A 26688-nucleotide genomic window follows, 5' to 3' on the forward strand; every position below is an offset into this window, starting at 1 on the left:
GCATATCTTTATTTTCGGTAATTGAGTGAACTCACGCACCTGAATATATAAATGAAATCTACTAATATATCTGCACTGATGCCCCGCACCCTTCAAAGAAAAACATTACTTTTTCTTCTTCTGCCCACTTTTCTGATATTGATGGTAATCGGTATAGCAGGCCTGACGCTCATACGTAATGTACTACTTGAACAATGGAAGGAAGCTGCAATTGCCAAATTACAGCGTTCAGCCCACCATGTAGATATGCGACTGATGCGTCCTAAAGAACTACTCCGTTTTCTGCAACATGATAATCAACGCAACATTAACCAACAGGAATACCAGGTGGTTCTCGATCAATTACGAATGCTGGATGGTGTTGTAGAAGTAGAATCTACATGGTACGGCGAGATTCAGGGTGAATTTGACACCAGGCAAATTGATGAAAAGCTCACACCGGTTGACCGCTATTATCAACTTCAACAACTGGCCATTACTCGCCCGCGTTACAACCAGAAAATCATGAGTGACACTGTTTCACTTATTGCATCATTTAAAGATCGTAGCAGTAAACCTGTAGGTCATATTGAGGTTGTGATTTCTTTTTATGATCTAATCGATCAAATAGTCAAGGCACCCTGGTGGAATTCCAACCAGGCGGTATTGGTGGATGATGCAGGAAACATCCTGACAGGTACGGAGCCATACACAAAGAATTCAATTGCTAACTCGGTAGTCGAATTTGCGCATTTCGATGAACATGGTCCACTAGAACAAAAGACATGGACTGCGATGCAGGAAAATGTCTATGGCACCATCTTTGGCACAGGCATCCCGCCTGAACGTGTAAGCGGCTTTTACCGTCTGTCTGAAGCACCATGGACGATGGTGATTATCTCTTCCGGCTCCAACGTATTGCAACCTATCATATCATTCAGGAATTCATATTTTTTACTCGGTATCGTTGGAATCGTTTTAGCCTTGCTCTATATAAAAGTGGTAATAGGTCGGATTACAGGCTCTATCATAAAGGTATCACATGCAGCCAACAGGCTTGCCAGCGGAACCTTTGAAGATCCACTTGTTGTTGTAAGCCACGATGAAGTTGGTGAACTGACCAGAAGTTTTAACGTTATGGCTCAACATCTCAAGGAACGACTGGCATTGCGCGAGGAAATGGATCTCGCAAGAGAGGTGCAGCAGCACTTACTTCCCAATGACAACTATTCTGCTGAGGGGATAGAAATTGCCGGATTATCAATATATTGTCAGCAAACAGGAGGTGACTATTATGACCTTATTCCACCGCACCATAATACAGGCAAGGCCACAGTAGTGGTAGGTGATGTAGTCGGTCACGGTTTTGGTGCTGCACTTATCATGAGTTCTCTTCGGGCCCTGCTACGGTCAAGAGCCAGCCAACCAGGAACGCCCTTGCAGATTCTTCATGACGTTAACACACTACTCTGTCAGGATACCGCTCAATCCGGAAATTTTGCTTCTCTCTTTTTTCTAACTATAGACATGTCAGTAAAGCAGATGACCTGGATTCGCTGCGGGCATGACCCTGCTATCATATACAATCCAGATTCGAAAACATTCTCAGAGTTACGAGGAGAGGGGTTAGTACTCGGATTTGATAAAGAATACGATTTTCAGGAGAACAGCTATGATTTTGGTAATCCCAAACAGGTTATTCTCATCTGCACAGATGGAGCATGGGAGGCTGAAAACACCTCAGGTGAGCAATTTGGTAAAGGTAAGCTGAAAGAGCTTCTAGCAACGTATCACCAGCTTCCCGCCGAAATGTTAGTCCATAAAATTACAGACAGTATTAAGAAATTTATGGCGGGCCATCCACAGCATGATGACATTACCCTGGCAATAGTCAAAACCTGGTGATCACCGATTGAGTTTTAGGATGAAAACATCCTTAGTGAAAAAACACTTTTCAGCAATTTATTAACGCCTTTTTATATCACGCGGTCAAATACACTTTTCCAAACAGAGAAAAAACGCTATACGGTAATTTTACATACGGGGAAAACTAGACAGTGAAGATGCGTGAGAATGAAATAGTTCCTCAATTTTCTATATTATTATCAGGAATATCTCTGGAGAGAATAACGTAAAATGTATAACATTCTGATATTTGGTTTTGAAGAAGACTATACCCAATTGTATGCTGAGTTATCTCAGTTATCCTGCCGTATTTTACATATTCACTCAGCAACAGAATTTTATTCTACTGCTTTCTCCCGTATTTTCGATTCATGGTTTATAGACGGACGGAATGACGAAGTGGATGAACTTGCTCTTTCTGATCTTGTTGTTACCCACAAACCACCCCACATCTTTCTTTATAACTCCAAAGAGTCTTCATCGTATGCGAAGCTGCAGGAGAAGATAACAACGATAGAAAAAGGTTCGTTGACTGAGGCTGTTAAACTCTTCAAGCGTTTGGTAAACAACAAACTTGAACAGAATCGCGAAAAATACCTTGCAGGTTACTCACTCGCCCAGCCCGGTATAGAATCGATTATTACCAAAAGCCCTCTCATGCAGGACCTGCTCGATCTGGTAAAAGATGTAGCTCCTACAGACTCGCCTATTTTTATCCACGGAGAAACAGGAACAGGCAAGGAACTTCTTGCCAACATCTTTCACAACGAGTCCCGACGCCGTTCAGGACCTTTTATGGCAGTAAACTGCGGCGCTCTTCCCGACAGTCTTCTTGAATCGGAACTTTTTGGGTATGAAAAAGGTGCTTTTACCGGTGCTGGCAGTCAACGAATCGGTAAAATTGAACATGCGTCCGGTGGTACACTTTTTCTTGATGAAATAGAATCTATGTCACCTGCAATGCAGGTGAGACTTCTTAGGGTTTTGCAGGAAAAATCTCTGCAGAGACTGGGGGGAAATGCTGAAATAAATACAGATTTCAGGGTAATCGGAGCTACCAATACCGCCCCTTTAGAATTGCTGAACTCTGGTCAGCTTCGTTCCGATCTGTATTATCGCCTGTCAGTTTTCCAGATCCATATTCCACCACTTCGTGATCGGATTGAGGATATCCCCCTCTTGGTTCAACACTTCATCAATAAAAAGAAAAAAGGCGGACGGGATTACATAAAAGGTCTGGATAGTCAGGCCATGAAAATTTTGGTGTCTGTACCATGGTTTGGCAATATAAGAGAATTACAGAATGTTATTGAGCGAGCAGTAATGCTTGCTAATTGCGAAATAATCCCTGCAGAGCTCATTCATATCCCCAGCATGCCTCTTACCGACTCATCAGTAGATGCTGGCAAGCTGAGCGATAACGCTTTCCGGCCGGGTACGACACTCAAATCGTACAAAAATCTGCTACAGCAAGCTGCGGAAAGAAAATACCTTATGGAGGTTCTGGAATATACGGACGGCAGAATTGGTGATTCTGCAATGTTTGCTGGGTTAACTCCCCGTGCACTCTATAATAAAATGAAAATTCATGGTCTCAAAAAAGAAGATTTTAGAAAATCGGAAAAATAATTGATTATCGGAAACATCTGTTCAATCATAATAATTTTAAACATTTAGACACAAACACCTACTTTCACGTTACTACTATCGGAATTTTTCACGCTTTTTTCTCTATGTAAATCCACGCCTGCATTTATCGATTTGTTTTGTATTTTCTATATGATAGGTAATTATTCTGCCGATCACATCTCAATGGCACGTTTATTGGAACAGGTTTTATAACACTGCCTAAAAATCTATTACAAAAGGAGAAGAAAATGGGCAAATTCAATAAACATCAGAGTGACAGAGAACGATTCGGTAAATGTGAGATATGCCTGGAATACATTCCTGTCGAATATTACTTTGGCGAAGGCGATACGATTGTTTGTTACGAATGTGGTACCGAGTATTCACTTATCTCCAAAAACCCTGTAAAGCTTGCTATGCTTGATGGTGGTTATGACAGTGACGATTATTTTGGTGAGTTGTTGTTTGACGAGTGACTGCCAATCCGCCCCAAACACGGGGCAGGAAAAATGACGAACACTCACACGTTTTCACGCAATAGACTCTCAAAAAACATTCATCTGCTTCATACCTTTTTGTAAAGGCCGGGTTATCTCTAAACCCGGCCTTTTTTACGTTGTAGCTCACGCCTGTTGTCTGTAAAAAAAATCCTCATAATTTCAATCCATCACCGTGCCTTCCTGATGATTCTTTTGCTTTTTTGTGCTTGCAGATACCACTTCCTCATAAGGTCTGTTATATTTCCCTTTTGAAATTAATCGGGCTTTTCTGTTATTTTTTATTATTCCAATTCAAGTTATCGTTTACACGATTTGAGAATCTATTCTATATGCAATACAAATACGCCTTTCTCCCTTATATAATTCTCTTTCTTCTCCTGCATATTCCTTCAACTATGATTGCTGCCCAGAATGGCGGGGCAACAAATGGTAACGGCACAACACACGAGGAAACGCTAAAGGCAGCTGAAGAACCTGCTGTTTCTATCATTCAATTTTATACATGGGCCGGTATCCTGCCCAAAGATCTTGTTGATCTTCAGACGCGGATCAAGACAATTGAATATCTCGAAAAACTTGAAAAAGATCTCCCGCCTGTTGCCACAGAGATAGCTGAACTCCAACAGGATGTTTCAGAATTCAAAACGTCTGACAATTTGCAAATCATGCAAGTTGATAGTTTTCAGACGCGACTCAACAGGATCAAATACCAGATATCAAAATCCTCAAAACCGCTTAACGAGACAATATCAAAGCTTTCTTTATGGCGGACAGATTGGAAAAACAAACAAGACCAACTCGCAGAGTTTTCTAAACTTGAGAATTTAAGTCTAGCTCTTGAAAATGAGCAAAAGCAGGATCTGACGAAAACAATCGAAACAGCACTGAAGCATATCGAACAAAATCTTTCGCCTTCTCTGGTTCTCGGGCGGGCAATCGCAGATCTTCAGGTTCAGCTTCATACGATTGAAAGCGACCTTCAGACAATCGAAACAACGATACGAAAAACAAGCACTCAGCAAACTTCACCATCGGTGCTGTCCTTAGCTTTTTATAAGCAGATCAATGGCGAGTTATTCTTGCAGACCTTTCAAAACAGCACACTTTTCTTCAACCAACATCTGGAAAGTCTGGTCAAACACGCGAGGATAGCTGCCTTTTCAGTATTGGTTCTTGTTGCACTGATTATCCTTGTAAAGTTATCACAACGACATATTACAACAATATCACGTTGGTACCCTTTTGCCAGCTGTCCTCTATCAACTTCAGTTTTTATACTTACGACTTTCTACGATTTGATCAGTCAACAATTTTTCAGCATCAAGCTTGACTACAAATGGGATGAGATCCTCAGTGTACTGACCCTGCTCGCTGTAATCCGTCTTATCAAACATTGTATTGAGAATCCCCAGGGCCAGCAGATCCTCAGAAGACTTGCGATGTTCATGGCAATGACATTGATGTTTGTCGCCATAGACCTGCCTCTACTCATTATTCTCTTTTTTGTAGTGTATGCATCAGTCGCTGCTCTCTTCATTTATGTATACCAGTTGAGATTCAAATACCGAAACAACCTGGAACGTTGGACGCGACGATCATGGGGTATTTTCCCCCTGATGATAATTATCTCTGGAGTTATGGGCTATGATCAATTTGCCATCTATAGTTTTACAATTCTGCTCGAAACGGTAAGTAGTTGCCTGGTTGTCTGGATGTTGTACAGACTGAACTCAGCCATTCTTGAACTGTGCCTTAAAGCAATTCCATTCTCACTTCTCAAGGATAATCGCCACGTAGTAGTTAAAAGTTTACAACCTTTTATCGCCTGGATTCACTGGATTTTATTAATATCTCTGTTAGGGGTTGTCTGGAATTTTTTCCCATCAATAGATGCCGCAATTTCCGCAATAAACAGCTTCGGTTTTAAGCTCGGGGATTTTAATATTTCTCCAGGTTTTGTTTTGACCATTATTTTCGTTCTATATGGAGCTACGCTTTTTTCTAAAGCTATTCAGGCCATACTGCTCAAAGAAATTTTACCTCGTTACAGTGCTGAAAAAGGTGTTCAACTCTCAATTACACGCCTTGTTCACTATGCCATTGTTACCGTAGGCTTTTTCATTATGTTGAAGGCCCTTGGTTTTGAACTTAAGCAAATCACCCTGCTCGGTGGTGCACTTGGTGTCGGAATTGGCTTTGGCCTCCAGGCAATTGTTACAAATTTCGCTGGTGGTCTCATCTTACTGTTTGAGCGCCCGCTGAAAGTTGGTGACACTATCCAGATTGGAACTGATCTTGGCGAAGTGAAGCATCTCGGTCTCAGAGCGACTATCATCCAGACTTTCGATAATGCAGAGATCGTTATTCCAAATTCAGATCTCATAACAGGCCAGGTAACCAACTGGACCCTTGCTGAACGCAGAGTGCGGGTAAAAATACCCGTTGGCGTTGCCTATGGTTCAGATGTTAGTAAGGTTTTGGAGATCCTCCAGACCTGTGGAAATCAAAACCCTATGGTACTTAGTACACCAAAACCGAACGCTCTTTTTCTTGCATTCGGTGCCAGTTCACTTGATTTTGAATTACGGGTGTGGATACCGGAATTTCTAGACTCGCTTACAGTTAAAAGTGACCTTAATCAAAGTATTGAGAGCGAGTTTGACTTTAATAATATCGAAATTCCGTTCCTACAGACAGATCTTCATATCAGATCAATCGATGAAAAGGCTGCTACTGCATTGAGTGGGGGGGGAGTAGAATCTAAAACTACCGAAACGAGTTAATATTTGCGCGTTGTAGCCGAGAAAGATCTGCTATTGATACGGTGTATTGACGTTTGTACTATTATGACGCTGTTTTTCGCAGCTCAATGACTCAATTAACCTGATTTTTTTTATAAGTGGTCCCGCTTTTAGGACCACTTATTTCCAACGATATATCGATGGAGTCCAGCAACAGTTAGAGAGAATCACGTTCAGTTTTCATTTTCAAAGATATGGACATCAGGTGAGACAATATGATTCTGACAGCAGGTTTCCGACAACAGCAAGACTCCTCCCTGATACATCTTCCAAGGGCCATTTAATGCATCAGCGTAGGCCATTCGGATGAATGTCCCTGCATGATGAGCAAAATACAGGTAATATTTCCCTAAAGGATTTTGAGTCCAGTGCGTCTACCAGTTTCACCACTCCGGCGATGCTGGCCATTACAATCACTTAGGTATATTACATTTAACGTTCACTCAGAGCTAGTAGATTCTTGTTAGATCTTCTCGCTCTCCGTCATTAACTGTGTGTAATCAGCACATGTGCCTGTACAAACCCCTCACCTCCTTTATTACCTCAGGCCTTCCCGAAGCCATTATGCCACCCTATTGTTTATGCTTTTGGGTGTCTCATATGTATTCTACTAAACACCTATTTAAGCATTTCCTTCCCCCCCTGTCTAATAAGGGGCCACCCATCTGACATCCAGTAGGTACCCCACCCGGACTTGGAGGTAGCCTTATCCGTTCTTTATAGTCTTAATTGTCATTCTTGTGGTATTGTGGTTGCGTCAATCAGGTGGTGTTCAGGCAATCACCTTTACTGAGACCTTGAAATACTACCAGTCGCTTAGATTTAACCCTATAGAAAGCAATAGTTAAGACATGACAAAGCCCACCAGTAACGTCATCACCTGGAGATACATCAGTTTCGTAATCATCAACATTCTAATCATAGCCTTCTTGACGGCATGTGCTGCCCCTCCGCCCCGCTGGGAGGCTAGCCACTTTCCTCCTAATGTCGACGATAGCAATGATATCGAATTCAAGTACAGTTTAGATGTCAGCCACAATGATATATTTACGGGCGATTCTGCCGAGTCGGGTTTCTCTGCTGGGATAATCCGCTACTTTTACCTTCAATCCCAAAACCTTAGTCGGGAAGAACTAGATCTATGCGAGCACGACTGCTTTGATATAAAAGTCATAGTGAAATACGTAATGAGTCCCTCAATTTCGATTGCAGTTTCATTATCTGAACACACCGAAGAAATATCAATTAAAGAGGATTCCCAGTTAGGCTACCATACTGCTGAAGATAGTCTAACAGCCATATACAACGAACACTTCAACTTGGGGATTCTTGCAGGCAAAGCGATATTAGAACTCGTCGCTAACACCCCTGACTTCATGGCAGTAGTACAGAAGTTAAGTAACGAGAGAAAGGAAGAGGAAGCTAGATTACTCGCCGAACATACGCGCCTTACCTCACCTGATGTATCAAATGCAGTCACCCTCAAATACTACAATGATATCATAGCAAAGAATCCATCAAACCCTCTCAATACCAGTGTTATCGCTTATAAGAAAGCATACCAAGAAGGATATAGAGCAACCAAACTACCTACATTTCAGAATACCCTGATAGTAATCGATAATTCCAATCTTCATGTTCCAATTACACTCTCCACCGAAATCCCCTTGAAAGCTCAGCCAGCTGAAAGAGATGTGATAAATGCTTACTTCAATGACAGTAATGAAAAGCTATTAGTAATCCAAACAATGGCACCAAATGTTAGACGGGAGATCCTTAAACAATCAAAGATAGATTCAAGTTATGTCTCTGAATATGTAGAGAAAGAAAACCCTGAATACATAATCGCTTACCGAAACTATCAAGCAGCATTAACGTACTACAACCAGGCTAAGTTTCAGGCACAATTAGAAGAGACTTTTAGCCCTAAAGCTAATTCAGCCCTAGGAGGACTAGGTAGAAGCTTATCAAGTCTGGGTACAACTCTTCCTGCGGCTAACAGGCTAGACCAAGCGAAACAGGTTCTTGCCCAGACTCCCCAAACCATTCAAGTACCTATTAGGCAGGACTACACTTACAACGAGATGGAAGTCAAGGTCACCAAAAACCTGAAATACTACCTCTATGTTTTGGACCCAAACACTAAGAAAGTTCGCTACAAGTCATTCCCAAAGACTGAAAGCCGGACATTTATTCTGCAATATAATAAGCACGAGAAGGATTCAACATCTAAACGCACTGAAGATATAGAATCCGATGTAACCAATTACGAAAGTGGAATCGTTAAACTAAGCCTCACAACAAATGAAATCATAGAGGGCCTACTTAATACACCCTATAGCGAATTTGAGACTACCAGCTATAACGCTAGCCTAGGGTTTCTTCAGACTCCTGCTAAACGTAAGACGAAACAGAAACAGCCACTAGTTGCAACCAATGGCAAACTCAGCAAGCTTCTTAATTCAGTAGTTGCTATTCAGGACAATGGCGGAAAAACAATCGGTACAGGATTCTTCGTCAGTACAGACTTGGTGCTATCCAATAAACACGTTGTGGGGGACAGGCATATTGTATCAGTTACCACAAAGGATAGTAAGCAATTGGTCGGCACAGTTATTAATACACACTACGATCTTGACCTAGCGCTATTGCGGGTAAATGGCTCAGGTATACCTGCTGAATTATATAACGGCCCCGCCATTACTGAAGGTAAAGATGTAATTGCTATAGGTAACCCTATGGGTTTAGAGTACAGCGTAACCAAAGGGATAGTCAGCAGCATCAGGAAGCAGAAAGACAACATCAAACCCTTCTCCAGTGAACGAGTTTATATTCAAACAGATGTATCTATTAATCCAGGGAACTCAGGAGGACCATTGTTTGCCGATGGTAAAGTAATCGGCATCAATACCATGAAGCTAGTTCGTAAGGATGTGGAGGGGATAGGCTTTGCAATCCATTACAACGAAATTGCCGACTATCTCAGAGAAAACAATGTCAGTATCTCACGATCAAAAACCAAATCAGCTGCCAAGTCCAGCAAGAGCAAGAAAGAGAATTCTTTGTCAAATAAACTCCAAACGCTTAAAGCACTCTATGAAGATGGCCTGATAGATGACAGTGAATATGCATTGAAAAAAGCACAACTATTAGAGCAGTTATGATTATTAGGCCAATAGTTTTATACATTTTTGAATTAACATCTTCCTGTTCAAGCAGGAAGATAACACTCTGAAACTAAGGAACATTTCCCTTATTGAATAGAAACGGCAACAACTGCTTGATGAATTATAGGGTTGCCTTACGGGTAGGGACTGACCAAACCTACCCGTCTTCAGAGCTTCGCCTTACTAGATCCTCTGATGTCCGACGATTAGCCAACGCTAGTCATTCATTTATAACCTTGATTTCACTCAAATTAACAACCAAACACGTCAACAAAAGTGACGTTCACAACCTGCTAGAACTCATAAATTAAGTTGCTCCTCCATTCAATTAACGACCTAAAACTATCCGATTTAAGTTCCACCCCAGATTTGTCCACCCCACCCCTCCATTGAGATGAGGGTCTCCCCTTGGCTACCTCCTCAACTTCAAAAACTATGAATCGTAATTTCAGTAACTTAAGGTTCACTGGATGATAAATTGCCTCCGAGATGCTATAATATAGTGAAGGGTTGTTCTAAACTCTTCCTTTTCAAATGCTGTGTTCTCGTTGATCTTGGTTACTTTATATAAGCATCATATTTAGTTCCCTATTAGCCTACGAGAGGCCACTCACGGCATTCCCCCTGCACTCCACATCTTAAATCAAGCGATCAAAGGAGAGTCCTATGCCCCCTAGGGAACACGTTACAAATGTTGATGGAATCGAAATGGCAATTACCTGTAATGTTGACAAAGGTCAGCACCTCGTAATCCTCGGCACTAAAGATAATGTCCTCAAGATTAACATTCAAAGGCAAAGCAAGTACGGTCTGGATTACTGTGCAGAAGACCAATACTATGATAAGGATCTTGAGATTGACAATGACCTTAAAAGAGAACTGATGGCTGAAACTGGAATGGACTACATTTCAAGCATCAGAGTGATGTAAATGGTTTTGCTGAAAAGCTCTAACAGTGCCCTAGAGCTTTTCTGTATATGGAGATACAGTCAATTCTTTATCTTATCGGTCTGCAATACCTAACATAATACTATGACGCTCAGACTTTATTCATTGAACAATAAGCACTTATCTTGTCAAATAGGTTCGATATATCTTGATTAACACAGTTGTAAGCATCCCCTTTTCAGGACATCATACCAGTATAACTACTACAGGTTCAATTTAATGAATAGTTGAGCGACCACTTGGTTCATGTGAGGATAACAATATATGAATGTATCTGATTCAACAGTTGCAGTCTGTGACCCAAGGATTGTGGCAGGCGCAATCATGTCTGATGAGTACGCGTACTGCGAGAAGAAAGTTGAACTGCGTATGACTTGGGACTTAGCAACCTTACCTATTCTCACTCAAACCGCACTTCTATTCGATACAGTTGTCGCAGATCCGTTGTTGATGATGGGGCTTAAGCCAATACTTGGATACAGTTACCTAGAACTTTTCGGTAGCACTATAAAGAAGGTTCAGGAATCTGGGTTCATGGCATTTAACCCGACAAGCTATATCCATGAAGACGATCATGACCGCCTAAAGAAACTCCAGCAATTTCTCAAAGAATTACATAACACAGAGGAAAGAGTACGAACCATAGCCAATGATTCAAACGTATCTTGGTCTGGAACTGTCGAGAACGCGCTTCTATACAGTAGGATAGGAGGTCTACCATTCGTTGGGTCGAACGGATGCATTCAACCTCCCACATTACCGAATCAATGTCCTTTAACAAACGATTCACGCCCCTTTACAGTTCTCAACAGGATCCTTTCCATTGAACTTCCAGAACTGCGAGTGAGCACTCTGGATGACATTTTAGATATCAGAGCGACTAAAGGCGCTAAAGACTTTAGGCAAATAATGCGAGACCTTGTGTCAGCCTTAAGCACGGAATTACTAAATGACCCAAATGATACAGAACTAATTATCACGCGATGGAATCATGTGAAAAACGACGCCATAGATGTGCTTGTCAATGAATTTAAATCAGATATCAGCGGTTGGACCTCTATGAAAGCAGGTTTATCTATACTGCTTGATATTGCAGGCTTCATCCCAGGCGTATCTATCGCAACTGGAACAGTTGCTGCGACTAAAGATACAGCAGATTTCCTTAGTCTTCTTGATAAGAAGAAAACGTTTAAAGAACTAGGGTTCCTATCCTTTCTCACCGACCTTCGATCCAAGTCAACAAACAAAGGCAACCGATGATGATTACAGAGGAACCCCTAGCGGATGAAATTTTTAAACTTGGGTTAAGCCCTATAGACTTTGGGTCTGGTTTGTCCGGGTTAGGCAAATTGGATTCTGAAAAACCTAATATAGTCGGTATTTGCTCCCCAATTGACTCCCACTTGGCTCTGCTCTCAAGATGTGAATGGTACACTGGTACTGTAATATTAGTAGGTCATGAATCACCACGGTTCACACTATGGGACCAATTCTTTTGCCTTGAGACTACCGAATTCCCACAAGACCTACTTCAGCTTCGTGATCACTTCGACTACACTATTGAGCATCATCTTAAAGAGCAATTCTCTGAAGTTAAACCAATGATTGGCCCAGCATGGCTATATTTATTCCCCTGTGAGGGTTTCATTCAAAACCTAAAGTCCTCAAACCTCAAGCTATCAACTCCTTTCATGGGCAACGCGTTCAATTGTAAATCCGATAGTCTAACAACTTTATTAGACGCCCAAAAGCGTATCAGGAAGTACTTTGAGATGAAACTCCCACTCCCTATGATCTGGGCCTTCCCCGCTGATCTTCCTATCGGGAACAAGGACAACTTCTACGATCGCAAGGCTGACAAATGGTATGTGGCTGAAATCAAATCCGATTTCAAAGGAAGTATGTCCCTTGTTGATCTACGCCCAGATGAGAACGGGGTATGCAATACCATGCAACATGATTTCGAAGGGAACATCCACCCCATTAATATGAATATCAATGATCTCACCGTACACTTCACAGAGGTCAACGGGAAGTTTCGAAGTCGACGTAAGTTGTCTCGGCTTAAACTGAATTCTTGTTGGTAGGTTATCGCAACCAAAGACAGAAAAGACAAATATGTCTCTAGAGCCATCTAACTAATATTACTAACACAACCTCAGTGTCTCTATCTCTAGGTTTAAAACAGACTATTCCTCATGTAAGACAGGTTCAATTCCGTTAATTGTGAATGCTTTCATAAGCTCTTCCTTTACTACAGATTTAGCAGATACCGGGACTCGTCCAGAATCATAGATTGGGTAGTGCTTAATTCCCAGATCCAGCATTCTTCGCATGAACCTCTCCATACAACGAGACTCAATTCGCATTAATTTAGTTCCCACAGATGAGTAAAAGTGAGCAGCGAGGACAGGGTAAGATTCCTCAAGCATCTCAAGTATACCTGCTGCTGTTACCTGTTCTTCAAAAGCAGAATTTAGCTCTGCCTGTAATGCTCGCCTAGCTTGCTCCTTTGACTTACAATTTAGCGCAAGCAGCAACGCCAATTTCACTGCTCCACGAGAAACATTATCTAGATCGTAAACATCTCCGGGTAATGGTTTCCCCAAATAAGATGCAGAAAGGACAAATGGGATACAGTTCCGAATATCAATCTCCATGGTCTGTTCTCCATTGATTTCAATATTCTTTCGTTCTTCCTTTGGCATTACAACAACTGCTGAACCATGGAATCGACCATTAACATCAAATCCATCTTTATAGGATGCAAATAACATGTTTTCAGGCTCAACAGTTCTGTTGTAACTTTTCAATAACTCTCGAGTATCCTCTACTTCCTGGGGAATAACATCAGGCTGAATGATGTGGTAGGAATTTAATGGACACTTTCTTAAGAGTGAAATAACAATTCTTAAGGAGGTAATTTATGACCAAACGAAAGAGACGTAACTTCTCAAACGAATTCAAAGAAGAAGCTGTGAAGCTTGTCACAGACCAGGGCTATTCCGTGGCTGAGGCCGCACGCAATTTAGGGGTGTTCAACGACAATTATAACTCCGGGTTGACGACAATTATAATTCCGGACTCATCTCGCTTTTAACACTTTGTTTTAACGGTAAAATATCACTTTTCTTCTTGCTAAAACAAATTTCCATAAGTAACATTTCAATACTCATCCGGAGGATAGGGCAACGCTGAGGAGCGACCTGAGCGCCGAGATGAATGCCGTAAGGATGGAGACCGAGCGTTACTGCTCGGTCTTTGTTTTTTTCTCCATCCATATGGCCTCAATGCGTTAAACCTCGGGGGTTTGGGGGCAGAGCCCCCGGTACTGAGGAGCATTAACCTGCCTCCAAGTTCTGTTTTGCCTTTTTTAGCCTGTAACTATCGAGGTTGAGCTCCAGGATGACACTGTGATGAACCAGGCGATCTATAGCAGCAGCAGTGGTCATCGGATCTTTAAAAATCTTTTCCCATTGTGAAAAAGGTAGATTGCTGGTGAGCATGATGCTGCTTCGTTCATAGCAGTATGCCAGTAGAGTGAACAGCACCTCCATCTCTTCCCGGCTTTGCTGGACGTAACCGATATCATCGATAAGTAACGCGTCATATTTCACCATTTTTTTGAGCATTCGGGGTAGCACAAGTTCTCTTTTGGCCACCAATAAATCTTGAACAAGCAAGCTGCAGGACGTGAAGAGAATTCGCTTGTCGTTGTTAATCAGCTCTTGCGCAATCGCGCAAAGCAAATGGGTTTTGCCACTACCGGGATTTCCAAAGGCCAATATGTTTTCAGATCGTTCAAGGAAAGAACCTTCCAACAGGCTATTCACCAAGCCACGAAGTTTAGCAGGAAGGCGAGTCTGGTCAAACGAGGCCAGGCTTTTTTCCAGAGGCAGCCTGGATTCCCGTAAATATCTCGCAATGCGTTTGTGCCGACGTTCTTCGCATTCTCGAACAACCAACTCCTGGAGATACGCTTCATAGCTCAGTGATTCCTGCCTGGCTAACTCAGCCTCGCCCCGATAACAGGCTCGAACAGTTGATAGATAGAGCTGCTTTAACGACCTCTCCAGAGTAACCACATTATCTGCTTGATTCATCCGTGGACCTCCTCTAAGAGTTGATCATAACCAGCAAGGGTAACAGTCTGCACCGATACGTCAGTGACAGGTTCAGCCGGCTGTTTCAAGGAAAGAAATTTGTGTACCTCAGTAGCATTTATTGGTTCTTCTTCTGCAATCAAGTAACGCAGAGCATCATCGACAGCTGTCTCGTTTTTCTGAGCAGCAAGTTGTAAAATTGACAAGTATTCTTTGGCAGCATTGGTAACACAGTGCTGTTGAGCAAGAGTATCATAGGCCATCCGGAATCTGCTGGTTGGAAACAGATCATTCAGATACCTGTAGTTTTCAAACGCCCGAGGTTTGCGAACCAGCCAGTCAATGATATGACGGTATTGAATATAATGCTTGTTGCTGCCTCTTATCCTCGGAATATTTTCAATATGACTTTGTCCATACCAGATCTCCAGATGCCCTGAATACAGGCGAACGTTGACCTTTTCTTTTATCAGACGACTGTTAACTGAATAGACTTTGTGTTTTATTCTGATAGTGCTGCTCGGTCCGACTCTCACTTCAAAACGCGTACATGTATCAAGCTTACTCGAAGGTAAGGGTTTCAAGGCTGCCTGTTCTTCGAGAAATCGTGATTGACGATTGCGATTAAGTTGTGCAAACAGCTTCTGCAAAAACAGTTCATACTCTTGTCGCGTAGTAAAATCCCGACTACCTCGCAGCATTAGTGCTTGATCAACTGCTTTCTTAAAACGATAATGGCGCTGTTCAATGTCTCCGTTTTCATGAGGGCTGGAAGGATTTGTTTTACGCCCCTGCATATTGTAGTGGTCCAATAACCCTTGATATGCACGAGTAAACTCTTCAAGATTTTCCGGTTTATTTACCGCAGCTGACAACCTATCCGTTTGGTGTTGCTCGGGAGCACCGCCAAGTTGCCAAAGACATTGTTGCAGTCCTTCGCTTAAACTCTCAAAACTTTCTGAAAAACATATTGTCCCCGTTTCCCAGTTTGAATAGGTCAGAACAAAATGAAATACCAGGTGATCAAATGGCTGGCCTGCAATAGTAATTTGCAATTTATCCATATGGGTGAAATCTGATTGGCCTAATCTGCCAGGGTGATGCTTTTGCGGAAAATAAATTTCATTACCAGGGCCTGCTGTAGCACGCCAGTTTTTTACTCGACGTTGAAAAGTCCGAAGCTGACCATCGCTGAAACGGCCAGGGTGAAGTCGTTGCAGGTGACAGAAAAGTGTTTTGGCCTCAAGGGCGTCATTGCTTTCTAAAAATGGTGTAACCGAGGACCATACATCATCAAAAGGGTCGTCTCGAGTTCGCCAATCTCGTATTCGTTCAGCGTTAATTTCACTTGGTAACTTTTCAAGATCACGATACTTGCGGCCAGTTTTTTCATCCATGCCAGCCTTCAGTGATGCGACCTCTAATGTTTTTCCCTGACTTAAATATTTCTTCAATTTTCTCACCTGAAAGTCTGTGACCATTCATATCCCTCCTTTGAGAGATATGAATAATCGGATCACAATTTTCCGGGAAAAATAATTGTCGTTAGGGGGGAATTATAATTGTCGCTGATCATAGGGGTAAATGCAAACCTGCTTGGTCGTTGGAAGAAAGAAGCAGAGCATCCTGGAAGTGAATCCACATCGCCTGGAAGCATGGTGGCGATGCAAGCTGAACTCAAACGCCTCAAAAAAGAAAACAAGCAACTCAAGATGGAACGAGAGATATTAAAAAAAAAAGGCAGCGGCCTTCTTCGCCAAGGAGCATGGGTGAGCTATCAGTTTATTGATACTGAGAAGAAGGTCTATCCAATCACCCTATTATGCCAAGTAATGGAAGTAAGCCGTAGTGGCTTTTACTCTTGGAGTTCCAGAAATATATCTGAGCGAAAAAAAGAACGTGAGCGGCTGATTCCCAAGGTAAAAAAGATACATAAATACGTCAGGGGAGCATATGGTGCTCGAAGAATATCAGAAGAATTAACAGCTAAAGGTGAGAGCTGTGGTCGAACAAAAGCTGCTGCGCTCATGCAATTGGCAAATGTGTCAGCAAAACAGAAAAGGAAATTCAAGGCTACAACAGACAGTAAACATAAGCTCCCTGTTGCCCCAAATGTGCTGGACCGCAATTTTGTTGTATCACAACCTGATGCTATTTACTGCTCTGATATTACCTATATTTGGACATCAGAAGGCTGACTGTATCTCGCAGTTGTTATAGACTTATATTCCCGCAAGGTTGTGGGCTGGTCACTGAAAAGTCGTATGACGAAAGACCTTGTTATCGATGCATTGCAAATGGCGATCTGGCGTCGCAGGCCTTCACCAGGTCTTATTTTCCATTCAGATCGTGGCAGTCAGTATTGTAGCAATGATTTTCAACGGTTCCTCAAAGAGAACCGAATGATAAGCAGCATGAGTCGCAGCTAAGCGAAGACTCCGCAGAGGAAATTGTTGGGATAATAGTGTAGCTGAAAGTTTCTTTGGGAGTTTGAAAATAGAAAGGGTCTTTGACTCCATCTATCCCTGCAGGGAAACTGCAAGAAGAGATATCGTTGATTACATAGAGATGTTTTACAACAGTAAAAGGCTGCATTCGTATCTTGGCTATCTCAGCCCAAATGATTTTGAAAAAATGATGGAGCTAAAAGAGGCGGCCTAAGAAAAGTGTCCACTTTTACTTGACCACGTCAAAACCACCGTGTCCGGTAAGTTGGACACCTTTCATGAATTCAGGTATCTCATTCATCACTCTCTCCCCTAATTATTTTCTTGGCAACTGAAATTGCAGAGTGAATTGCCTGCTCACCAACAACTGGCCATGCTGCAGACGCTCCTTCATGAAGCAGAAAAAGCTCATGGGCCAAATCCTTCCTTCCACTCCTTGCAGCCATTATCTGGATAAGTTCACTTTTGTATTGCACAGTAGCATCTCGCACATCCTTGTTGTCTGGAAAGGATGTCAGCGCGTTGAGATATAAACAACCACTGGGGGCATAGGTAGTCATCCAGGCAGCAAGACGGTTAAACCAGGTGGATGATTGAATCTTTGCCCGGCGACGGTTCATTTTCAGCCAGGAAAGCAAAGTATCGGTCATGGCGATAATGTAATGCACCAATCACCACGGCTTCTTTTGATGGAAAATGGCGGTAGAGCGTTCTAAGAGTAGTTCCAGCTGTCTTCTGCAATTCTGCAACGCTTGGTTCAGCAAAGCCACGGTTATTAAATGCCTGTTCCAGTCGAGCAGCAATGTGTTCTTTTGTTGAAATCATAACCGCCAAGGTAGAATGATCGCTCTACATTGTCAAGATGGTATTTTTGCAACGAATAATGACTCCCATAATAACCAGGAAATATGGGCCTTGGATCATATAAGTGACCTGAACTCACTTGACATATCACATCCAGCCTTTTCGTTTAAAAAACCGCAGCATTAACCCCGCAACCACAATCATGACGCCCCAGAAAACAAAGTAACTATATCGCCAATGCAATTCAGGCATATATTCAAAGTTAGTACCATATATGCCTGCTATAAAGGTAAGCGGGATGAATATAGCTGCAAATATCGTTAACACCTTCATTATTTCATTAAGCTTATTGCTCACCGAGGAGTTGTAGATATTTAGATGATCCGACAGCATTTCCCTATACGATTCGAGGACCTCTGTCGCTTGAATTGTAATACCAAGAAGATCCTTCCAAAACGGCTGTGACTGTTCGCTGATAATATCATTGTCGAGCTTGGATACTTGAGCTATAAGTTCCCAGGCCGGCCTGATTGTTTTTCGCAGATAATTCACTTCATGCTTGAAATGTGTTATCTGATTAAGCGTTTGGCTGTTAGGTTCCTCAATAACAGCCTCCTCGATATCCTCTATTTGGCTGCCGATATCCTCCAGAACAATCATGTAATTGTCGACAACGATATCCACAATAGTATACGCCAGATAGTCAGGACCGCTTTTGCGGATTCTCCCCTTTTGTTTGCGAACACGCTCACGGGCTGGAGAAAAAAGATCTATTTTCTCCTCATGAAATGAAATAACGAAATTCTCCCCTATAACTATGGATAGCTGACTGCTGCGGAAATATTCGGAATCCGGATCTATTGTAAGAAGTTTCAATATCAAAAAGAGTTTGTCATCATACTCTTCCATTTTCGATCGTTGGCCGGTATGGACAATATCTTCAAGTGCAAGAGCGTGAATACCGAAAATATCGCCGATTCCCTTGATAAGTGCGGGGGCATGGAGTCCATAGACACTTATCCATGTAACAGTTTTCGAAGCCAGAAATTCCCTGCAGTCCTCAGGGGTATCTGTTTCAATTTCCCTGAGGCTTACAGAATCAAAATCCATGATATGGATATGAGGATTATCGAGTTTTTGCTGTCCGACAAAAACAAGATCGTCCGGAGACTTTCCTACTTTGTTCTCGGTGTTTTTCAGAAATCTAGCCATGATATCTCCATCGCAAGTAACTCACGAGCAATCAAATAATTACAGTCACACGACCTTAAATAACAGACAGTTTTTTAGGAGGTAACTGTAATGCAAAGGTTGCGTAAAACATTATCTGATTACCATCGAAACTCAGTGTAAAAAAATACGGTGTTAGACTACTCACGCGACATTTCATAACTAACCGTATCTTCGTCATGATTGAGTGAATGAATTTTGAAATATCCTATATTCCTTACTCGTTACATCTGCCACATGACACTAATTACTTCCGTGCATTCGGGTATCAAATCGTAAAATCAGATATCCCAGAGTTGCACTCAACATAGATCCGCATATAATGCCGATTTTTGCGTATTCAATAAATTCCGGCCTCACAAACGACAAGTTTGAAATAAACAGAGACATCGTAAAACCGATACCTCCAAGAAAACCAATTGCAAGAACCCTCAGCCATGTGAATCCTTCAAAAAGTGGTAACCGAAGCAACTTTGCTGCAAGGAATGTCGCAAGAAATACCCCAATAGATTTACCGAAGACCAAGCCTGCCCCAACCCCGATTGAGATCGGGTGAAGTAATGCTTCAGAGATATTTACACCCCTAAGAACAAGACCAGTATTTGCCAAAGCAAACAACGGCAACACTATCAGTGATACCCACTGCGTATGTACAAGTTCAAGTCGCTGCAAAGGCGTCTCTACCTCAGTACAAGCCACATCTATAGCCTGAACAGCATTAAGGTGAGCGCGATTCAGCATGATATCGCTATTGGTCATATTATTTGCCCTGATAGTATGCAGATGGTTTTCAAGCACATGCATAAATATTTTCATATCATACTTGCCTTTAGCAGGGATAAACATTGCAACAATTACCCCTGCAACAGTTGCGTGCAACCCTGATACCGAAACAATCCCCCACAATATTGCGCCGACAAAAAGATATGGAATAGCGGAGCGAACCCATAAACGATTCATAATTCCCAAAACGATCATTACAGGAATAATACCTGCCAGATAGGTCAAATTTATCTCTGGTGTGTAAAACATTGCGATAACCACTACCGCCCCAAGATCATCGGCGATTGCAAATGCTGTGAGAAAAATTCGTATACTAAAAGGTATTCGCGAACCAAGCGTAGCGAGTACAGCAAGTGAAAATGCGATATCTGTGGCCATAGGTATTCCCCACCCCTTGGCCTCTGGAAGCTGCTGGTTGAACATATGAAAAATAAGGGCAGGAACAATCATCCCACCCGCAGCAGCACATATGGGTAGCATTGCTTTTTTGGTGTTTGATAAGGCACCTACCAGAAATTCCCGTTTTATCTCAAGGCCGACTGTGAAAAAGAAAAATGTCATAAGGACATCATTCACCCAGTGCTCAAGCGAAAGCGACAATGAAAATTTGCCAACTCCGATTGTAAACATCAGATGCCAGAAATGTTTGTATGTTTCCGGCGAAATGTTTGACCAGATGATCGCAATGATAGCTGCGGCAAACAATAAATAGCCACCGTGCGATATCTTGTGAAAGAACTTCTGGAATGTGCTTGATCGAAGGTGCTCCGGTGTTACCATTTGCTCAGGAACTGAATTATGGGTATCTGCTGTTGTCTGCATTGGAATAATTCCCAAAATGATTGATGTTTTTGCTCAGAACAGTCCTTCTATATTTAAGATATCCTCACATATACTAAAAATCTAATCCAGGCAAACGTGTAAATTGTTTTTTTGATCGTGACATAACATAAACCTCAAGTATACAGACGCTGTGATTGACATTTTTCTCTCCAGATTACAGGAGTTTCTTGTAATCACTCAACTAAGAGCATTACAATAGATATAACAGGATAACATCAAAAGACCACCATCTGTGTTTTATGTAAAAGTACTATTTTCGACCAGCCATCGTACCGCATTAATCCTTTAACATTGCAATTCATACCTATGTATTCGATGTGTTTGAAAGAGGGGTGAACCAAATAATGCCATCACAGATACAGCATGAAACTCCGCCTTACTGGCAGTATGTACCCGTTGGTGATTATCAAATACCAGCTACTCCGGTCACACAAAGTGCGCGAGAAAGACTTCATTTTTTCCGCAAACTTTTTGAACGAAATTCGCAAGACAAAAATTCTGTTTTCATTGAAAGCGAAACACTTAATCCACTACCTTCATGCGAGGCAAATTGTATTATTCCGGAACCGGACTGGTCTGATGCAGCCACAGTGCTTTTAAATGCCTTAGAAAACTGGCTCATTGATGGTGTCAAAGAAGGACGAAGTGTCGTTCTGGTTTTTCCGCCTCACAATGGCCTTATTGAAACGCTCAATATCCTTGCTCAACATTTGTCTTGGCGCGTTGTATCATCTCCTTCACCTGAACTGATCGCTGATGGGGGTGACAGTTGGCTTGGAGACCTATGTGCAGATCTCGGCCCCTGGATTTTACCATCCCTCGGAAAAATATATCTTCGCAATGCTTCTGGTCTTAAACTTGTCCGGCAATTTTTTCATACCATCTGTTCGGATAGCCCCGGACCTGGAATTATTGGTTGCGACAGTTGGGCCTGGGCATATCTTTCACAATTATGGAATGGCAGAAAACCACTCCTACTGACCTTTCAATCGTTTGATCAGGATCGGTTAACAACACTTCTGCAAAAATCTGCAGGTGGTACAGATTTGAATAGGAGAAATTTTCGCCAGACGGATAATGGCCGAAATATTTTAAAACAATCTTCCGAAAATCAATCAGCTGAAAGTTCGAGTAATTTTTTACAAATCCTCGCTGCCCACAGTCGTGGAAACCCTGGTATTGCCTGTAATATTCTACGTTCAGCCTTACGTGCGACACCTGGTGCTTCAATGTCTTCCGATACACGTTCAGAGGAAGGTGACACTCAATTCAATGACCTCTGGGTCACCCCATGGGATACGATCAATCTCCCTGCGATATATGCAGAAGCTGGACATGATGAAGCATTCGTACTCCAAACCCTGCTTTTGCATAACGGACTCCCCTTACACACCCTAGCCCAATTACTTCCTGTCTCTGCCGGACAGGTCACGAAGACAGTCTATACACTTGAAGATAATGAACTCATATATCAAGTTAACGATATCTGGCAGGTTACTCCACGTGGCTATCCTGCCGTGCGCCGTTTTCTGGAAACCAAAGGCTACCTTGTAGATCAATTTTAGGAGACAGTATGAACGGTTCTGTTAATCCCTCAGATTTATTCAACGCCATTAGTCAGGCGAACATACTGACAATTATTCTGATTCTTGCCGGATCCTGGCTATTGATATCGCTGAGTGAACGGTGTATACCGTGGTTCGCCGAAAAGGCCCCCAGCCGTTTCAGGTTTTCTATACTTTCATTGGTTCCGCTGCTCCGTCTGGGGATTATAGCAGGTGCTCTCACCCTTATCGTTACAAGTGTTATTGAGCCGACTGTAGAGAACCTTCTCGTCCTTGTCGGTGCGCTGGGCCTGGGCCTGGGCTTTGCGTTTAAAGACTATATCAGTAGTTTGCTTGCAGGTGTTGTAACGCTTTACGAGGCTCCCTATCGGCCAGGTGACTGGATCGAAATCGATGGCGCTTACGGCGAGGTAAAAGCCATAAACATGCGCAGTGTTGAGATTGTCACTCCTGATGACACAGTGGTGATTATTCCGCACATGAACTTGTGGAACAAATTTATTTTTAATGCAAACGATGGTGGACAGAATTTACAATGTACAGCGGACTTCTATCTCCATCCTCGTCACGATGCAGAACACGTGGTAAGTATCTTGGAAGATGTCGCCTTAACAAGTGCCTACCTACAAATTAAACAACCAATTAAGATTGTTCTGGTTGAAAAACCATGGGGGACCCATTATCGGCTGAAAGCATACCCGGTAGATCCCCGACAACAATTTGCCTTTGTTTCTGACTTAACCATTCGAGGAAAGGCAGCGCTCCAAACTCTAGGGATTACCTTTGCGGCTGTACTACCTCCAAGTTCCCTTGCTGATTAACCTCTAAACTTCCAAACAACCACTGCGGTCGTTGAATGATCGTTATGTATATATCCTTAATTATGAACCTAAATACGAGGTCATTATGAACTCACCAGCATCATCCTGGGAAATTCTCAGTAAACTCATTTCTACTGAAAATATCCCGGAGCTATCAAAATATATCGATACGCTGAGTGCACCTGAAACAGCGCGAGCAATTTCACGGCTTTATCCAGCTGACCAGCAACGACTGCTTGCTATGCTTAGCCCTGAAGACGCTGCAGATCTCATTGAGGATATTCCTGAAGAACAGGCTGCAGATCTTGTCGAAGAGATGAACTCTGAACAGGCAGCAGCAATTATGGAGGAGTTGTCCAGTGATCACGTGGTAGACGTACTCGCTGAGATGGGTGATGAGGCATCCCAGGCAATTCTTGACAAGATGGACCGTGAAGATGCTGATGAAGCACGAATGTTACTTGAATATCCTCCAGATTGTGCCGGTGGTCTGATGATTTCAGAGTTTCTGGCTTACAACGCTGACGCTACTATTCAGGATGTCCTTGATGATCTCCAGACAAACAGTGAAGAATATGCGGATTATCACGTTCAGTATTTCTATGTGGTCGAACGTAAAGAAAAACTGGTAGGGGTGCTCAGGGTACACGATTTGCTTTTCCCTGCCAGATCAACGTGTTTACGCGACGTCATGATTCCTGCTCCACTCAGGATGCAGGATAATGCCTCTCTTAGAGAACTACAGGAATTTTTCGATGAACATCCACTATTCGGCATCCCGGTTGTCGATGACAGTCAGCGACTTGTCGGAGTTGTACTGCCAGCGGCAGTTGAAGATGCGGCGGACAAAAAGAAGACATCCACGTTCCTGCGTATCAGCGGTATTATCGGCGGTGAAGAATTTCGTACAATGCCTCTCTACTCGCGCTCCGGCAGGCGTTTATCCTGGTTAAGTATGAATATCGTCTTAAATATTATAGCCGCAAGCGTCATTGCTCTCTATCAGGACACTCTTGCTGCAGTCATTACACTTGCAGTATTCCTGCCTATGGTAAGCGACATGAGCGGTTGTTCAGGAAACCAGGCTGTTGCAGTTTCTATGCGGGAGTTATCGCTGGGGCTGGTTCGACCGGGTGAGTTGCTCTGGGTGCTGGCAAAAGAAGCGAGGGTTGGATTGATTAACGGTGTTGTCCTTGGTGTCCTGCTTGGTTCTATAGCGTATTTATGGAAAGGAAACCCCTGGCTTGGAATTGTTGTTGGTGGTGCACTTGCAGCAAACACTCTCGTTTCTGTGACCTTAGGCGGCATGCTGCCCCTGTTGCTCAAGAGACTCAAACTCGATCCGGCTTTAGTTTCCAGCCCTCTGCTGACAACAGTCACCGATATGTGCGGATTCTTTTTTGTTCTGAGTTTTGCCTCTGCAGTATTGCCACAACTGATCGGCATGTAGGAAGAAGAACGGGATTAGAGCTTTCGAGGCTCCAATCCCGTTCTTCTTTATCAGTATCTATGCCTTAGCATCACCTACTCGGCCAGCCATTTGAGCTCATACAAATCTGTTCGGCGACTGGATGCATTACGGACACTTCCCTGTGAACGAATTTCTTTCACGAGATCAAGATCGAGATCAGTGATGAGCGTTGTCTCGATGCCAGGCGTTGCTTCAGATGCGATAGCATCGTGTGGAAATGAAAAATCCGAAGGAGTGAATATCGCAGACTGCGAGTACTGAATTCCCATAGTTTCAACTTTAGGAATATTGCCGACACTTCCGGAAATTGCCACAAAACACTCATTTTCAATTGCCCTTGCCTGAGCGCATCGTCGAACCCGAAGGTAACCGTTTTGGGTATCAGTCCAGAACGGCACAAACAGCATCTTCAGCCCTTTTAACACCTGGAGTCGTGCAAGTTCCGGGAACTCAACATCATAACAGATGAGTATGCCAATCTTACCCACATCGGTATCGAAGACTTTCAGATCATGTCCACCTGTAAATCCCCAGTGTTTCTCTTCATCCGGTGTGATATGCAGCTTGGACTGGTAGTCCCAGGTGCCATCTCGGCGGCAGAGGTAACTGACATTATACAGCTTGCCGTCATCCCGGAGCTCCGGCACACTACCGGTGATGATATTGATGTTGTAACCAAGGGCCATTTCCACCATAGCCTGGCGCAGATCTTCGGTATATCCTGCAAGTTGACGCATAGCCTCTGCAGGGTTATTTCCTTCATATGTGTGAATGAGCGGCGCATTGAACAATTCAGGAAACAGGATAATATCAGATTTATAATCACTGACAGTATCAACAAAGAACTCCACCTGCTGCATGAAATCATCAAATGAATTAAATCGTCGCATCTGCCACTGAACAACACCAATTCTCGCAATGGACTTTGTTCTACCGATCAGCTTGGTTTTCTTCTGATAGTAAATGTTGATCCATTCAAGAAGAACGGCATGCCCACGTGAATGGTGATCTTCAGGCCAGTAATTATCCAACAGGTTTCGAACATGAAAATCGTTGGATATCTGAAATGTAAGGACTGGATCAAACAACTCCCTGTCCTTTACCTTGAGAATATATTTCTGGGGTAACATTTCACTTGAGTATTTATGATATCCCGGAATCCTGCCACCAATAAGAATGCCCTTCAGGTTCAGGTTCTCTGCAAGCTCCTTACGTGCATCATACAGGCGCCTGCCAAGGCGCATCCCCTGATAATCGGGGTCAACGAATATTTCTATACCGTAGAGATAATCACCTTCACTGTCATGGGTTGTATATTTCCCACCGCCGGTAATCTGCTCATACGAATGGTTATCACCAAACAGGTTAAAATTCACAATGAGTGAAAGAGCAATCGCTACAGGTTTACCGTTATCCTCAATACACACCTGGCCTTCGGGGAAGGTCTGAATAAGTCGAGAAATCGGTTCTTTTTCCCATGGAGCTGCTACCTCTTTATACACCCTTCCACTAATATCTCTCAGTGACGCGTAATCGTCGATATTAAGGTGACGCACCTTTAACTTATGTTCTGTATCATTAGACATCGTACTTTCCTTTATGCACGTCTTTAACTACCAACACCATTGGACTATGGCAGTGTTGCTCATAGTTTTATTCAAGCTGGTAAATGCTGCTCTTAGCAATGTAAAT

Annotated in this window: 18 protein-coding genes and 3 pseudogenes; 13 read left to right on the top strand and 8 right to left on the bottom strand. The window is 42.7% G+C overall.

The window, feature by feature from the left end; genetic code table 11:
* The first annotated feature begins 51 nt into the window (after nt 1-51).
* The 8 genes from FCL46_RS11155 (at nt 52) to FCL46_RS11190 (ending at nt 13016) form a co-directional block, all read left to right on the top strand.
* Nucleotides 52-1884, top strand: coding sequence for a PP2C family protein-serine/threonine phosphatase (locus tag FCL46_RS11155; protein WP_136810784.1), 1833 nt, complete (start codon nt 52-54; stop codon nt 1882-1884).
* Between the two features lie 231 nt (nt 1885-2115).
* Complete coding sequence (locus FCL46_RS11160) at nt 2116-3513, top strand: sigma-54 interaction domain-containing protein (RefSeq protein WP_136810785.1); 1398 nt, start codon at nt 2116-2118, stop codon at nt 3511-3513.
* A gap of 248 nt (nt 3514-3761) precedes the next feature.
* Complete coding sequence (locus tag FCL46_RS11165) at nt 3762-3989, top strand: hypothetical protein (protein WP_136810786.1); 228 nt, start codon at nt 3762-3764, stop codon at nt 3987-3989.
* Between the two features lie 353 nt (nt 3990-4342).
* Nucleotides 4343-6796: a mechanosensitive ion channel domain-containing protein gene (locus FCL46_RS11170; protein WP_136810787.1), complete on the top strand. Its 2454-nt coding sequence runs from the start codon at nt 4343-4345 to the stop codon at nt 6794-6796.
* Between the two features lie 869 nt (nt 6797-7665).
* Nucleotides 7666-9978, top strand: a complete 2313-nt coding sequence (locus tag FCL46_RS11175) for a trypsin-like peptidase domain-containing protein (RefSeq protein ID WP_136810788.1) — start codon at nt 7666-7668, stop codon at nt 9976-9978.
* A gap of 669 nt (nt 9979-10647) precedes the next feature.
* Nucleotides 10648-10911 carry a hypothetical protein gene (locus tag FCL46_RS11180; RefSeq protein ID WP_136810789.1) on the top strand — a complete coding sequence of 88 codons (264 nt, stop codon included), beginning with the start codon at nt 10648-10650 and terminating at the stop codon, nt 10909-10911.
* A gap of 342 nt (nt 10912-11253) precedes the next feature.
* A complete protein-coding gene (locus FCL46_RS11185) occupies nt 11254-12189 on the top strand; it encodes a hypothetical protein (RefSeq protein ID WP_136810790.1) in 936 nt (311 codons plus the stop codon).
* Nucleotides 12190-12701: 512 nt separating this feature from the next.
* Nucleotides 12702-13016: a hypothetical protein gene (locus FCL46_RS11190; protein ID WP_136810791.1), complete on the top strand. Its 315-nt coding sequence runs from the start codon at nt 12702-12704 to the stop codon at nt 13014-13016.
* A 102-nt stretch (nt 13017-13118) separates the two neighbouring features.
* On the opposite strand, the gene FCL46_RS11195 is transcribed toward FCL46_RS11190, so the two are convergent.
* On the bottom strand, nt 13119-13742 hold the full coding sequence (locus tag FCL46_RS11195; protein ID WP_136810792.1) for a hypothetical protein: 624 nt from the start codon (nt 13740-13742) through the stop codon (nt 13119-13121).
* Between the two features lie 113 nt (nt 13743-13855).
* Between FCL46_RS11195 and FCL46_RS28215 the strand changes: the two are divergent.
* A pseudogene (locus FCL46_RS28215) lies at nt 13856-13966 on the top strand (transposase); the annotation flags it as partial.
* Between the two features lie 34 nt (nt 13967-14000).
* Here FCL46_RS28215 and FCL46_RS11205 read toward each other — a convergent pair.
* The 3 genes from FCL46_RS11205 to istA are packed head-to-tail and all read right to left on the bottom strand — an operon-like array spanning nt 14001 to nt 16513.
* On the bottom strand, nt 14001-14210 hold the full coding sequence (locus FCL46_RS11205) for a hypothetical protein (RefSeq protein WP_136810867.1): 210 nt from the start codon (nt 14208-14210) through the stop codon (nt 14001-14003).
* A gap of 60 nt (nt 14211-14270) precedes the next feature.
* Nucleotides 14271-15032 (bottom strand): IS21-like element helper ATPase IstB, encoded by a 762-nt coding sequence (gene istB / locus FCL46_RS11210; protein ID WP_136810868.1) that lies wholly within the window; start codon nt 15030-15032, stop codon nt 14271-14273.
* Nucleotides 15029-16513 (bottom strand): IS21 family transposase, encoded by a 1485-nt coding sequence (gene istA / locus FCL46_RS11215; RefSeq protein ID WP_136810869.1) that lies wholly within the window; start codon nt 16511-16513, stop codon nt 15029-15031. The genes istB and istA overlap by 4 nt, the downstream gene beginning before the upstream one ends.
* 93 nt (nt 16514-16606) lie before the next feature.
* Here istA and FCL46_RS28835 point away from each other — a divergent pair.
* Nucleotides 16607-17693, top strand: a pseudogene (locus tag FCL46_RS28835) (IS3 family transposase); the annotation flags it as partial.
* 79 nt (nt 17694-17772) lie between these two features.
* Here FCL46_RS28835 and FCL46_RS11235 read toward each other — a convergent pair.
* The 3 genes and pseudogenes from FCL46_RS11235 to nhaA all read right to left on the bottom strand — a co-directional run bounded on the left by FCL46_RS11235 (nt 17773) and on the right by nhaA (nt 21118).
* Nucleotides 17773-18304, bottom strand: a pseudogene (locus FCL46_RS11235) (TetR/AcrR family transcriptional regulator).
* A gap of 126 nt (nt 18305-18430) precedes the next feature.
* Nucleotides 18431-19495: a magnesium/cobalt transporter CorA gene (gene corA, locus FCL46_RS11240; RefSeq protein ID WP_136808224.1), complete on the bottom strand. Its 1065-nt coding sequence runs from the start codon at nt 19493-19495 to the stop codon at nt 18431-18433.
* A 261-nt stretch (nt 19496-19756) separates the two neighbouring features.
* Nucleotides 19757-21118: a Na+/H+ antiporter NhaA gene (gene nhaA / locus FCL46_RS11245; RefSeq protein ID WP_136808225.1), complete on the bottom strand. Its 1362-nt coding sequence runs from the start codon at nt 21116-21118 to the stop codon at nt 19757-19759.
* A 365-nt stretch (nt 21119-21483) separates the two neighbouring features.
* Here nhaA and FCL46_RS11250 point away from each other — a divergent pair, with 365 nt between their 5' ends.
* From FCL46_RS11250 to mgtE, 3 genes are all read left to right on the top strand, one after another.
* A complete protein-coding gene (locus FCL46_RS11250; RefSeq protein ID WP_136808226.1) occupies nt 21484-22704 on the top strand; it encodes a hypothetical protein in 1221 nt (406 codons plus the stop codon).
* Between the two features lie 8 nt (nt 22705-22712).
* Nucleotides 22713-23525, top strand: a complete 813-nt coding sequence (locus FCL46_RS11255) for a mechanosensitive ion channel family protein (RefSeq protein WP_136808227.1) — start codon at nt 22713-22715, stop codon at nt 23523-23525.
* An 85-nt stretch (nt 23526-23610) separates the two neighbouring features.
* Nucleotides 23611-24975 carry a magnesium transporter gene (gene mgtE / locus FCL46_RS11260; RefSeq protein ID WP_136808228.1) on the top strand — a complete coding sequence of 455 codons (1365 nt, stop codon included), beginning with the start codon at nt 23611-23613 and terminating at the stop codon, nt 24973-24975.
* Nucleotides 24976-25049: 74 nt separating this feature from the next.
* Here the strand turns inward: mgtE and FCL46_RS11265 are convergent, their stop codons facing one another.
* The gene (locus FCL46_RS11265) at nt 25050-26582 is read right to left on the bottom strand and encodes a GNAT family N-acetyltransferase (RefSeq protein ID WP_136808229.1); all 1533 of its coding nucleotides are present in this window, start codon (nt 26580-26582) and stop codon (nt 25050-25052) included.
* Nucleotides 26583-26688: the final 106 nt, after the last annotated feature.

Origin of the sequence: Desulfosediminicola flagellatus (genome assembly GCF_005116655.2) — a bacterium.
GTDB classification, from domain to species: Bacteria; Desulfobacterota; Desulfobulbia; order Desulfobulbales; family Desulfocapsaceae; genus Desulfopila; species Desulfopila flagellata.